A 13,368-nucleotide genomic window follows, 5' to 3' on the forward strand; every position below is an offset into this window, starting at 1 on the left:
CTCTAAATTCTCTCAGCCCAATATAATGGTTTCCTTTTTTGATGCATCAAGGGAAGAATAGAGATAACATTTTCGTCCACCCGATACAAAATAGAAAAAGGGAACTTTATGATTACAGCTTTGCGGACATTTTGTTTTGCAACCGGATATGCGAGTGGGTTAGTTTTGATTATGTTTAAACATCTTTCTACTTCGATAACAAATTTTTCGCCCAACCCAAAAACAAAATCATCGTAGTAATCCCTTGCCTCCAGAAACTCTTTCCCTGCTAACTCGTGAAATATAATCCTGGTCACTTATACTTTGACTTAGCTTCCCGAATAATTAGTTCACTATCAACAGTAAACTTGCCGGTCTTAACAATCTGTTCATACCTGCTGAGTGCTTCATCTAACCAGATATCTTCCACATCTTCTGATTCTTCATTTTCTAAACTATTCAAAAGCTTGTATGTTACAATTGCTCTCTCTCTTGGTGTAAGCTTTAGTAATTCAGATTCTAAAGATTTTAAGTCCATATTTATCTCACTAGTTTTAATGCAAATATATTAGCTCATGCACTAATTAACAATTAATTAAATCAGAATTCGTTGTCGTGACTCGAAAGGGTAAAAACGTGACACAACATTTTGTGCCATGGTTAAAATTATTTTTGCACGTAGAATGTCTGTTTGCGTTTCGGTCCCACCGAAATAACTTCAATCTTGAATCCTGAATGCCTGGCAATGAAGTCGAGATACTCCTTTGTTTTTGCAGGAAGGTCACTGTAGGATAGACAATTACTTATGTCTTCATTCCAACCATCAAGAATTTCATAAACAGGTTTTACTGCCGATAACTGTTCGACAGAAGTAGGGAAGTATTTTATTTTCTTCCCATTAAGTTCATATGCAACGCAGACTTTTATTTTTTCAAAGCTACTGAGTACATCGAGCTTCGTAATTGCGACGGATGTAATTCCATTTACCATTTGTGAATATGCAACAAGGAATGCATCATACCATCCGCATCTTCTCGGTCGTCCGGTTGTTGCGCCGAACTCAGCTCCAATAGTTCGTAACTTTTCACCTTCTTCATCTAAAAGTTCAGTTGGGAAGGGACCATTGCCAACACGTGTGGTGTAAGCCTTTACAATACCAATTACTGAATCAACTTTTGTTGGAGGAATACCAGTACCCGTACAAGCTCCTCCGGAAGTAGGACTGCTTGATGTTACAAATGGATAAGTTCCGAAGTCCACATCAAGTAACGCACCTTGTGCACCTTCAAGCAAAACTGATTTGTCTTCAGCAATTGCCTGGTTCAGGAAAGAGGGAACATCTTTAATATATTTGTCAATTGTTCTGTCAAACTCAAGATATTCTTTTACAATAGCATCAACATCCAGACCTTCATGCTCATAAACTTTTTTAAGCAGTTCATTTTTTTCTTTGAGATTCAACCGTATTTTCTTTTCAAGTTCGGTTCGGTCAAGAAGGTCGACTATTCGTATTCCTTTCCGTGCAAACTTATCGATGTAACAAGGACCAATTCCTCTTCCGGTTGTTCCGATTTTCGTATCACCGCTTTCTATTATTTTATCCAGCAGTTTATGATATGGCATTATCAGGTGTGCATTATGACTGATGAATAATCTACCTTCTACTTTGATCCCATTTTTTTCGAGGAGTTCAATTTCTTCCAATAGTGCAGTCGGATCTATCACAACACCGTTGCCGATTACGCAGATAACATCATCCCGTAATATGCCGGAAGGTATTAGGTGAAGAATATATTTTTGATCACCGATGATAACGGTGTGACCGGCATTTGCACCGCCCTGATATCTTGCGACTATTTTATACTTTTCACTAAGTATGTCAACAATTTTTCCTTTGCCTTCGTCGCCCCACTGGCTCCCGACAAGAACTGTAACACTCATAGATTGGTTTTTCTTTAGGTTAGTTTTTTGTATGCAAATAAAAACTCCGGACTTTTTCAATCCGGAGTCACTTTAAATAAAAATATTGATTGAATTATTTTGGCAATGACTCAATTGCTTTATCGACGGATTCGTAATGCTCAAATATCGTTATCAGTTTAGTGATTATAAGTAAGCTTTCAATTTTATCTGTAACATTTGCAAGCTTATAAAAACCATTTGCTTTTTTCATAGTTGTTAAACCGCCAATCAACATACCAAGGCCAGAGCTATTCATGAACTTTACGTCGCTCAAGTCTATGATCACTCTTATTTTACCTTCGTCAATTAATTTATGCAGCAGATCGTTGAAATCTTTGGTATCATCACCGCCCATCACATTTCCTTTTAATTCAACTATTACTGCTCCATATTTTTCGGTGGTTTTGATTTTCATGAATTACTCCTTTAAATTTTCATCGAAATTTAATCAGTATAGCATACTTTTGCAAACACGAACTGAAATTTCAATTTATATGTATAGCTTTCTGATGAGAATATTATTTAATAAATTGGAACAACACTGTAAATATTGCGTCTAAAAAAATGATTTCAAAAGAAGAAGAAAAGGACTTGCAGCAGCCTCAGATTGCATCATTTGATGATGATTACTCAATTATCAGGCGTTTCCTTGATGGGGATAGCGCTGCATTTCAGATTCTTGTTAGAAGACACAAAGAAAAAGTAAGGAATATTATCTACATAACAATGAACAACAGCGCTTTAGTCGATGATATAGCTCAGGACGTATTTATTACTGTTTACCGGAATCTCAAGCATTTCAGGTTCGAATCACAGTTTACCACCTGGCTTTACCGGATAACGGTTAACAGGTGCAAGGATTATTTAAGGAAGATGAATGTAAGGAAAATATTTTTCCCGGTTGAAGATGGAATTGAAGTATCGGATTATTCCACACCGGTTGAGAACAATGATATTTCAAAAATTGTTATGGATGCAATTTCCAAATTACCGATTAAACTTAGAATGCCTCTGATCATGAAGGATATCGAAGGATTCAGCTACCAGGAAATTTCTGAATCACTCAACTGTGAAATGGGTACTGTTAAATCAAGAATATTCAGAGGACGAGAAAAACTAAAAGAGATACTGCAGCCTTTTGAGAAGGAGCTGATGGGATGAAAAAAGATTTACAGAAATTAGAATTACTATCTGCCTATTTGGATGATGAACTGAATCTGCAGGAAAAAGCTGAAGTTGAAAAGCTTTTATCAACTTCGCTTGAGATGAAAAAACAACTCGATGATCTGAAAAAAATCAAACAGCTTGGTAATCGTGTTAACCGTATACCCGAAGCTCCGTATTTTGAAACCAGGTTGATGGCAGAAATAGAAGGACGAAAAGGTGAATCATCAGGAATAAAAAAATGGATTCCCGCTGCTGCATTAGTTGCTGTAACTATAATCCTGATGGTTGTGCTGAAATTTAATCCCGGTTTGATAGACAAAATTTGGGAAGATCAAAAAGTTGCTATTGCTGGTTTTTACAAAGAGAATCTTCAGCCTGTACTGCTTGCTGCAAATTTATCAAACGAAGATATATTCAACTTTGCTTTTAATAATGAACTGCCTCTGGACGATACGCGGCAGCAATACCTGCTTCTTGGGTACGATGATGCCGGGAAAGAATTTTTTGAAATAAGATCAACTGATCAAAAAATTAAGCGGCAAAGTTATGATGAATTTGTTTCTGCAATGAATCTCGATGAAAAACAGAAACAGACCGTTGATTCGATCATCGGAAGCTACAGCAAGGCCCTTGAAGCACAGGTGCTCGTTAATGAAAATAATACTATTGCGATAAATCCAAACCTCTGGAATTTAAGAAAAGCAATCTTTGCTGATCTGCTTGTTGCTTCCGAAAAACTTAACAAGACCAAGTTCGATAGAATACTTCCGGCAGGAATTTCCGGTACTGAAAAAATTGAACTTGTTAAAGCCGTTGAAAAGCTTAAAAATGTCTCCGGTGACAAATACATATTTGTTACTCCCGATTCAATCTTTGCTGATTCTTATCAGTTTGATGCGGAAAATTTTGAGAAAGAAATGAAAGAGCTTGAGATACATCTGAAAGCCCAGGAAAAACAGATAAAGCAATTTACTCTTAATTTTAATTTTGATTCTACTATTACGCATACTTCAAGATCAAACAGGGAACGTACTTTTAAAGTGGTTGTTGATTCAAACATCTGCAGGGTTGATATTCCAGATCTTCAAGTACCAGAATTACCAATACCGGAAATTGCAGCTATTGAACCCATGATTGAGGAAGCTACAAACAACATTCATTTTTATGCATACAAAATTCCGAAAATAGAAAAATCGAAAAGCGGAATTAAGATAGAATATTTCAACGATGATTCAGTTTACAGCTATGTTGTGAATTATAATTCACTCAATCTTGATTCAATTGCGGAAGCTAATGGGGGCATTGACCTTGAAAACCTAAGCAAGTTTAAACCGGTAAAACCTTACGATGATACAATGTTGATCCAATATCAGCTTAACAGAGATTATTTTCACAAATACTATTCCGATGATGAATTTAAGAAAGAAATGGAACAGCTGCAGAAAGAACTCCAGCAATTAAGTGAGGAATTAAATAGCAGAAAGATCAGGGTTCATTCAGAGGTGACAAAAAGTCCTAAAAAGTAAATCATGACTGGTATCTGAGGACAAGCTAATCTCCATTTTTTATTCAGCCATCCTAAAAAAAGCCCGTTCATAACTGAAAACTTTAACTATTTAAAGGTTTCGCTTAAGTTTGAGCAGTATTATTTTAACTGATGAATTATAAAATATTCACTCATGCTGCTCTTAAGTTGAATTTCATAAAACAAAATATCGTAAGCACACAAGCACAATTTTTCTTTATTGCCTCGGCATTGATGTTTGTGTTTAAGATATTTTTTGGAACACCCGATACTTTCATTTTAATTCTTTTACTGGATGTAATAATCGCCGCCTCAATCTTCTTCCTGCTGCTTGCCTTGATAAAATTCGAGAACAGCCGCACAGCAGCTCCTCTTTCACTTGTGCTGAATGTTGGAATACTATTAGCAATTATGTTTTTCATTCTCGTCTTCTCCGATTACCTGCTGCCGGGGATTTTCGATAACATTAATTTAAAGCTCAACAATCCCGGACTCGTTTACAATATAGTTTCGTTCATCTACGTAATGCTGATGATCGGTTTTATTTCATTCTTTTTAATTACGCTAAGACATTTCTTTTTTTTGAATCAGCGAAAAAATGTAAAAGTTTATTTTAATACAATGCTTGTGTTTTTCATACTGGCAAGTTTATCAATTAATTTTTTCAGTGATGAAGAACTCTCTTTTTTGAGCACAACGTTTTTTGCTGTGTCTGTACTGCTGATGATATTTAATTCAATCCGGATTTCCTGGATTGCTTTTCTTTCCAAAAAAGAAAAGACTTACCTGTTACTTCTTTCTTTTGTCATTACAATCCTATTTATTGTTAATATCCTCAATAGTGCTGAAGGGAATATTTACAGTCAGATACTTACAGCTTTCTCTCCATCGTTGAGACAGTTCAACCAGATGATAATGATTTACGGCTCAATTTATTTTGTGTTCCTTTTCTTTACAACACTTTTTCATCTCCCGACCGCAGAAGCATACGACAGGAAAGCTCAGGAAGTTACATCGCTTCAGTATTTCAGTAAACTGATCACCGAAGTGCTTGACTTTAATGACCTCGCAGAAACAGTAACTGATATCACTCAGAAATTAAGCGGATCAAAAGCTTCCTGGATAATCTGGAAGAATGGTGTTAAACCGAGTACACTTGCAGCAAAAAATATTGGTTTCATCGAATCCGACAAGCTTACAGCTCAAATTCTGGAACGTATCAGTTTTGAAAATCTCACATCGACAAAAACTTTTAGTCTTAAAGAGAGAGTTGTAAACAACACATCAGAAAATTTATTTTCGGTTGTTTCTGTTTCTCCTATTAAAACTCGCGGAGAAACACAGGGAATTCTTGTTGCAGCAAAAGGGCAGGACCAGATTTTTACTCAGGACGATCTAAGTGCTATTGAAACATTTTCTGATTATGCTTCCGTTGCAATTGAAAATTCTCGACTACTTGAAGAATCAATTGAAAAAGAAAGACTTGAAAAAGAGCTTGACGTAGCAAGAGAGATCCAGAGAAAAATTCTTCCATCGGATGTTCCTAAATATCCGGCACTGGACATTGCATCTGTCTTTATTCCTGCATTTGAAGTCGGCGGAGATTATTATGACTTTTTCAAGATAAGCGAAACAAAGCTTGGCTTTGTGATTGCGGATGTTTCAGGCAAGGGTATTTCCGCAGCATTCATTATGGCCGAAGTTAAAGGAATTTTTGAGTCTCTCTCAAAAACGATGGAGAGACCAAAAGAAATTTTAATTAAAGCAAATGATATTCTTAAAGAAACTCTCGATAGTAAATCATTTGTCAGCGCGGCATACGGTTATTTCGATTTTAAAGAAAATAAACTCATATTCGCACGTGCAGGGCATTGTCCTTTATTCTTGCTGAGAGGTGCCGATTCAAAGCAAATAAGACCTTCCGGATTAGGATTGGGCTTAAGCAGTAAAGAATATTTTGAACAAACTCTGGAAGAGTATTCAATAGATCTGATGAAAGACGATACGATAGTACTCTACACTGATGGCGTAACCGAAGCAAAGAATGAACGGCTGGAGGATTTTGGCGATAAGCATTTTCTGAATGTTCTTCAGGCTAATGTTTTGCTCAATGCTGAGGAGCTATCGAACAAGATTATTAAAGAAATAACTGTTTTTTCCAGTTCACATGATCAGTATGATGACATAACTTTAGTTATTTTTAAGTGGCAACAATAATTAAAATTTGATGGAGTAATAAGGATGGCAGATTTCAGTACATCAATTAGAGAAAGCGGGGAAGTTAGCATTATCGATCTCAAGGGTTTTCTTGATGCTCATACAGCACCAACTCTTGAGAATAATTTTGCGCAATTAATTAAAGACAGCAAATTCAAGATAGTTGTAAATTTTGAGGATCTCGCCTACATAAGCAGTGCAGGCTTGGGCGTGTTTATGGCATTCATAGAAAATATCAGAGATAATAAAGGAGATATCAAGCTTACTAATATGAGCGATAAAGTGTTCAACATATTTGATCTTCTTGGTTTTCCTCTTCTGTATGAAATTTACAAGAATGAACAGGAAGCAATTAATAAGTTTAGCGGGAGTTGAAGTTGTCTATCCGGAAAAAAAATAGAACCGGGGAACTCAGGGTAAAAAGCAGAACGGAAAACCTTTCCGAAATAAGGGATTTTGTAAGCCTGAATGCACTGAATGCGGGAATACCGGAAGCTACTGTTGAGAAGATAATCCTTGCTGTTGATGAAGCTTGCACAAATATTATCAAGCATGCATATAAGCATTCACCCGAAGGTGAAATTATTATAAAAGTTGAGTACGATGAAGAGAAATTCACTGTTACTATCATCGACTACGGAAGTTCATTCGATCCTGACAAAGTTCCTCTACCCGATCTGCAGAAGTATTACCGTGAGCACAGAGTCGGCGGTCTTGGAATGTATCTCATGAAATCATTGATGGATGATGTTACATACACCACCGTACCCGGAAAATACAACCAGGTTCTGCTTTCAAAGAAAATCAGGAGCAGCTGAAGAAAATGCAGGAGGCAAAAAGTTTAAAAGTTAAAAGAAACCTCACTGCGCTTGTTGACTTTAGCAGAATCATTAATTCCAGCATTGATCTTGAGTTCATTACAAACAACGTTTTACTAACCTGCCTTGGAAAATTTTTAGCAACCCGTGGTCTTATCGCTTTAAAAGAAAATGATAAAATCACTTTAAGGGCATCAAAAGGACTCCCCTCTGAACTATTAAACCAGTTTCCTGAAATTGAAGCAACAGTAAATTGTGTTGACCATCCTGAATTGATTTCATTTATGAACACAGCACATCTGAAAGTTGCCGAAAAAATAAGTGCTTCAGAAGATTGCATTGGTATTGTCTGTCTTGGTGAGAAGCTTAATAAATCAGACTACACCGAGGACGACGTTGAATTCCTCAACACCATTCTTAATATCTCTGCGACTGCCGTACAAAATTCAATGGTTATTGATGAGCTGAGAAAAGTAAACCGGCAGCTTGATTCAAGAGTTCAGCGGCTGAGCTCGCTTTTTGAATTGAGCAAGGAGTTCGGCTCGTTCAATGAATCATTCAGAGTAGTTAAGCTTCTCGTCTATTCAATCCTTGGTCAGTTTCTTGTGCAGAAATATGCTGTTATGCTTTTTGAAAATGATGAGCCTGATATCCTCGATTCAAAATTTGATAACGCAAATCTTCTTACACTTATAAAAAAGTATGATCTTCAAAAAACAGTAGATTCAATAAAAAAAGATACACTGAAAAGCCATTATGCTGAGCTGGCTGATTTCGGAGTTGAACTTATTGTGCCGATGCAGATGCAGGGAAAAACACGCGGACTTATTTTTCTTGGAACTCGGGCTGGCAGCAGGAACTACTCACTAAGTGATATTGAATACATTTATTCTGTTGGAAACCTTGCTATCATTTCACTTGAGAATAACAGGCTTTTCCTCGAAGCACTTGAGAAACAGAAGATGGAGGAAGATCTTTTAATTGCAAGAGATATTCAGCGGAACCTGCTTCCTCAAACTCTACCTGAATATGAAAAATATGATATTGCCGCATTAAATGTTTCCTCAAAGCAGGTTGGTGGAGATTATTATGATGTAATTCCGATAAATGATGAGAAATTTTACATAGCAATTGCCGATGTTGCAGGAAAAGGTGTTCCTGCTTCGCTGATGATGGCGAATATACAAGCTTTTTTACAGGTAATTTGCAGGCAGGATCTTAAAATTGCTGAAGCAACTGCAATGATTAATGATCTCGTCACAGCTAACTCATCCGAAGGCAGATTCATTACATTTTTCTGGGGATTTATTAATACCGGAACCAACACTTTCACTTATGTTAACGCGGGGCACAATCCTCCTTATCTGCTCAGAGGTGATGAAATAATAAAGCTGACTCAGGGAGGGATGATTTTTGGTGTGATGAAGACTTTTATTCCATATATTTTTGAAGAAGTAAAGCTTCAGAAAGATGATGTTTTGATACTTTACACTGATGGAGTTTCTGAAGCATTGAATCTTGAGTTCGAAGAATATTCCGAAGAGAGACTGGAGAAAAAAGCAAAAGAGATTATGCATAAATCAGCGGATGAAATACTTAATGGAATTAAAGAAGATGTGCAGATTTTCACACAGGGCAATCTTCAATCGGATGATATAACAATGATTGTAATCAAAGTCCGGTAAAGCTATGAGACCAATTAAAGCGTTATTATTAAAATATCGTACAAAACTGATTGTAGCTCTTTCAATATTTCTGATCGGTGTAGCATTTTTAAATATTTATTACTCTCTCGAAGTAAGAGTAACCAGCAATGACGAATGTATCTGGGCACCGAAAAAAATTAGCAAGGACAGTGTTGCTTATTTCTTTAAATCGGTGAAAGTCGGAGGTGTCACATGGAACGCCGGAATTAGAGATGGCGATCAGCTAATTGAAATTGGAGGTAAAACTATTAAAGATGCGATTCAAGCAACAATCATTCTTAATAGTTTCAATACCGGTGAGTATGCTGATTATAAATATTTAAGTGACGGGAAATTTTTTACTACAAAGGTCTATGTAAAGAAACTAATTCAATTCGATTGGCTTGCCGGCTCATTAGGTTCTTTATTTTGGATGATAATTGGATTTATTGTATTAATGGCAAAACCAGATGGTAAAGTTCAAAAGATATTTTACTCTCTCGCAGTATTAATTGTTTTAAGTTCATTGAGTGTTTTAATACCGTTCCAAACAAACTTCCTCGGCTTTTATAAAGAGAATACTATTCTTGCTACATTAATTGGTACAATTTGGATTATCGCTGTTAGTTTTACTCCTTTTGTTCTGGTTTATCTCTTCTGGAACTTTCCTAATCCATTAAAATTTATTGAGAAGAAGTGGGCAAAAGGGATTGTTTTCATCATCCCCGCAACTTTATCCGTTATCGCAATAATCATTGCCATACTTACCATTGGTTACAATATATTTAATGATATGACATTCTTTTTAATCCTTCAGGGTTTTAGATTTATATCAATTGCCGGAAATATTACTGCTTTTATTTTTTTGATAATTCAGTATCGCGGTCTTAAAACAAAAGCAGAAAAGAGACCAATAATGCTTTTTATTATTGCATTTTTATTTGCAATGGTGATATCAGTTTACATGAGTTTTATTGCACCAGCCATTACAGATAATATGTACAATTCTCCCGAATATTATATGCCAATAATTTTAGTAGCACTAGTACCTCTGATTTTTGCTTACTCAATTTTTAAATACCAATTGATGGATGTCAGCATTGTTGTAAAAAACACAATCATTTATGGAACGGCAACAGCGACAGTTGCTGCAATCTACTTCTTTGTTATTTATATAGCCGGGCAGAGCATCAGCTCATTCTTCGGAGTGGAGAATCAAGGTATCATAGCTGGAATCTTTTTTATCATATTTGCCTTAGTATTCCAGTCCACAAAAGATAAATTTCAGGATTTTCTCACAAAAAGATTTTATCCTGAACAATTTGCTTCTCAAAAAGTTTTAGTCGATCTGAGTAATGAACTCTCTACAGTTGTTGGGTTAGATAACATTCTGACAATGATGAAGAAGACTTTTGTTGATGCACTTAAGATTAAAACTTTTGGAATTATGATGCGTGATAAAGAAGGAAATTTAGCTCTTGTGGACAGCGTTGGTATGAATAATGACAAGTGCCTGATAACTGAGTCGAGGATCATTCAATTCTTAAAAGATAAATTCCTGATAACTAAATATCCGGCTATCGAGCAAGCGGATTTTAAGATCGTCTTCCCTGATGACAAAGCAGAAAGACTTATATCTGAAGATATCTATACCATTATCCCGATGATGGTAAAATCAAAGATAGTTGGTCTGCTTCTGTTCGGATTGAAGCATTCCGGGTCTCATTTTGCAGGAAAGGATCTTGAACTTTTATGGGCGGCTGCAAACCAGGCTGCCATTTCAATCGAGAATGCTCGTCTCTACAAATCGGAAGTGGAGAAGCAGAAGATTGAAAGAGATCTTGATCTTGCCAGAAAAATTCAGCAGGGTCTTCTTCCGCAATGCATTCCGAATATGAGAGGTCTTGATATCTGCGGTGAAATGATTCCGGCAATGCAGGTCGGCGGTGATTATTTCGATCTGATTCAGATTTCCGATACAAAACTATTTGTGATTGTTGGTGACGTTTCCGGTAAAGGATTATCCGCTTCACTTTATATGACAAAGCTGCAGACGATGATAAAGCTTAGCTGTATGGATGATAAATCTCCCAAAGAAATACTTGTCGATATAAACAAAAGAATTTACGACGAGCTTGATAAAAGCTGGTTTGTTACAATTACTCTCGCTCTCTTTGATCTGGAAAAAAGAACCGTAAAGTTCTGCCGTGCAGGACATATGCCTGTGCTGCAAGCAACCAACGGAACTGTTCAGTCATACAGAACACAGGGACTTGGCGTCGGCATTGAAAGAGGAATAGTTTTTGAAAAATCCCTTCTTGAAGAAGAAGTGAAGCTTTGCCCGGGGCAAACTTATGCTTTCTTCACTGACGGTGTTACCGAAGCAATGAATGAACACAATGAACTTTTTGGTGATGATAATCTGAATTCAATTCTTAAGAATAAAACAACTTCGCGCTCTTCAGAGATAGTCAATGAGATCTGGGCATCAATAAAATCCTTCCGGGGTTCTGCCGAGGTCAACGATGATATGACAATGGTTGTGGTGAAGGTTAAGTAACTCATTTCTCAGGAGCCATATACTCACCTCTAAAAATTCTCATTTTGTTTCAAAATAATCTCCAATCTCATTTTTTTATTTATTTCTTTCCAAATTTCTCTAAAATGTGAATTTGGAATGGCACTATTATGGTAATATTAAAAAGTTATTAGTTCAAGCTCTTTCGGTAAATACGTAACGAGAAAACATATGGAAAATTTCACTATCAGCTACAAAAAAGATATAGTAATCGTAAAAGTTGATCTTCCTGCAGCAACGATGCGGGATTCTCAATTTTTATGGGAAACTCTTGCAAACGATTCTCTTTTTGACAAAGAGAAAATAATAATAGACCTTTCCGACTGTTCTTTCATCGATTCCACTTTTATTGGGATGATCGTTAAAATATTTAAAAGAATAAATGAAAAGCACGGTGTTATGAAATTGGTTTTCCCGCAAATAACAGATATTGAGTCCTTCCGCGTTATCGGGATTGCAAAAATCTTGGAGTGTTTTAACAGCGTTGAACATGCAATTGAAAGCTTCAATCCGGATTCTTCGGTCAGTAGGATTGAAATAGATCAGAATAGTCTTTACCACACCATTTCAGAAGGTAAAAAATAGTTTGTCTCTTCTCTTTCAAACAGGAGATGTTTTCGTAACTGCATAGCTCATTCTTTATCATCATAATGATTCCCTAATTTTGATTAAATTTGTGCTGAAAAAAATCAATCATTATGGGGTTACTATGAAAACAAAATTTCAATTAATTTTCTTATTTATTTTACTTATATCTCTTCCGTTATTTTCGCAGGAAGACCAGCATTCCTCAGAAATTGACAGCTCAGTTCCCGAACTTTATGATTTTCACGAAGTGATTTATCCAATCTGGCATACAGCTTATCCTGAAAAAAATTATGCGATGTTAAAAGAAATGACGCAGCAGGTGAACGAAGGTGCTGAAAAAATCTTTGATGCAGAATTACCTGGTATTCTCAGAGACAAGCAGGGTGAATGGGATAAGGGAGTTGCAAAATTACGTTCTTCAGTTGAAGGATATAACAAAGCTATGGAAGGCAGTGATGAACCGGCTATGCTGAATGCTGCAGAAGAGCTTCATTCTGATTATGAAATGCTTGTTAGAATTATCAGGCCGGTAACAAAAGAAGTCGATGAATTCCACAAAGTGCTGTATATGATCTACCATCACTACTGGCCCAATAAAAATATGGAAGAGTTCGGTAAGGCTGTTGATGATCTTGATATGCGTGCTGGTGAGCTTACTACTTGTGTGCTTCCAAAATGGGCAGCAGATAAAACGGAGCCTTTCGTTGAAAATGCGAATAAACTGTACGAATCAACAAAAACATTAAAAGCTCTAAAAGACGAAAAGGCAGATACAGCCGATCTGGATAAAGCGCTGGAAGAAGTTCATACAAACTATGTAAAGCTCGAAGCTTTATTTGATTAATCCAG

General features: G+C 36.3%; 13 protein-coding genes. 9 read left to right on the plus strand and 4 right to left on the minus strand.

Features of this window, described 5'->3' with window-relative positions:
* Nucleotides 1–2: 2 nt before the first annotated feature.
* From IPM14_06070 to IPM14_06085, 4 genes are all read right to left on the minus strand, one after another.
* Nucleotides 3–296: a type II toxin-antitoxin system RelE/ParE family toxin gene (locus IPM14_06070; GenBank protein ID MBK9097689.1), complete on the minus strand. Its 294-nt coding sequence runs from the start codon at nucleotides 294–296 to the stop codon at nucleotides 3–5.
* Complete coding sequence (locus IPM14_06075; GenBank protein MBK9097690.1) at nucleotides 293–517, minus strand: addiction module protein; 225 nt, start codon at nucleotides 515–517, stop codon at nucleotides 293–295. Before IPM14_06075 ends, IPM14_06070 begins: the two co-directional genes overlap by 4 nt.
* Nucleotides 518–645: 128 nt before the next feature.
* Entirely contained in the window at nucleotides 646–1,920 is a 1,275-nt protein-coding gene (locus tag IPM14_06080) for an adenylosuccinate synthase (protein MBK9097691.1), read from the minus strand.
* A 94-nt stretch (nucleotides 1,921–2,014) separates the two neighbouring features.
* Nucleotides 2,015–2,356 carry an STAS domain-containing protein gene (locus IPM14_06085; protein ID MBK9097692.1) on the minus strand — a complete coding sequence of 114 codons (342 nt, stop codon included), beginning with the start codon at nucleotides 2,354–2,356 and terminating at the stop codon, nucleotides 2,015–2,017.
* 149 nt (nucleotides 2,357–2,505) lie between these two features.
* Here IPM14_06085 and IPM14_06090 point away from each other — a divergent pair, with 149 nt between their 5' ends.
* From IPM14_06090 to IPM14_06130, 9 genes are all read left to right on the plus strand, one after another.
* Nucleotides 2,506–3,102 carry a sigma-70 family RNA polymerase sigma factor gene (locus tag IPM14_06090; GenBank protein MBK9097693.1) on the plus strand — a complete coding sequence of 199 codons (597 nt, stop codon included), beginning with the start codon at nucleotides 2,506–2,508 and terminating at the stop codon, nucleotides 3,100–3,102.
* Complete coding sequence (locus tag IPM14_06095) at nucleotides 3,099–4,634, plus strand: hypothetical protein (GenBank protein ID MBK9097694.1); 1,536 nt, start codon at nucleotides 3,099–3,101, stop codon at nucleotides 4,632–4,634. Before IPM14_06090 ends, IPM14_06095 begins: the two co-directional genes overlap by 4 nt.
* 131 nt (nucleotides 4,635–4,765) lie before the next feature.
* Entirely contained in the window at nucleotides 4,766–6,850 is a 2,085-nt protein-coding gene (locus tag IPM14_06100) for a PP2C family protein-serine/threonine phosphatase (protein MBK9097695.1), read from the plus strand.
* Between the two features lie 24 nt (nucleotides 6,851–6,874).
* Complete coding sequence (locus tag IPM14_06105) at nucleotides 6,875–7,225, plus strand: STAS domain-containing protein (protein ID MBK9097696.1); 351 nt, start codon at nucleotides 6,875–6,877, stop codon at nucleotides 7,223–7,225.
* Nucleotides 7,226–7,233: 8 nt separating this feature from the next.
* Nucleotides 7,234–7,668: an ATP-binding protein gene (locus IPM14_06110; GenBank protein ID MBK9097697.1), complete on the plus strand. Its 435-nt coding sequence runs from the start codon at nucleotides 7,234–7,236 to the stop codon at nucleotides 7,666–7,668.
* A gap of 5 nt (nucleotides 7,669–7,673) precedes the next feature.
* The gene (locus IPM14_06115; GenBank protein ID MBK9097698.1) at nucleotides 7,674–9,353 is read left to right on the plus strand and encodes a PP2C family protein-serine/threonine phosphatase; all 1,680 of its coding nucleotides are present in this window, start codon (nucleotides 7,674–7,676) and stop codon (nucleotides 9,351–9,353) included.
* Nucleotides 9,354–9,357: 4 nt separating this feature from the next.
* Nucleotides 9,358–11,913 carry a SpoIIE family protein phosphatase gene (locus IPM14_06120; GenBank protein MBK9097699.1) on the plus strand — a complete coding sequence of 852 codons (2,556 nt, stop codon included), beginning with the start codon at nucleotides 9,358–9,360 and terminating at the stop codon, nucleotides 11,911–11,913.
* A 189-nt stretch (nucleotides 11,914–12,102) separates the two neighbouring features.
* Nucleotides 12,103–12,516, plus strand: coding sequence for an STAS domain-containing protein (locus IPM14_06125; GenBank protein ID MBK9097700.1), 414 nt, complete (start codon nucleotides 12,103–12,105; stop codon nucleotides 12,514–12,516).
* A 124-nt stretch (nucleotides 12,517–12,640) separates the two neighbouring features.
* Nucleotides 12,641–13,363: a hypothetical protein gene (locus IPM14_06130; protein ID MBK9097701.1), complete on the plus strand. Its 723-nt coding sequence runs from the start codon at nucleotides 12,641–12,643 to the stop codon at nucleotides 13,361–13,363.
* The last annotated feature ends 5 nt before the right edge of the window (nucleotides 13,364–13,368 follow it).

The organism is bacterium (assembly GCA_016716565.1).
Lineage (GTDB): Bacteria > Bacteroidota > Ignavibacteria > Ignavibacteriales > Ignavibacteriaceae > IGN2.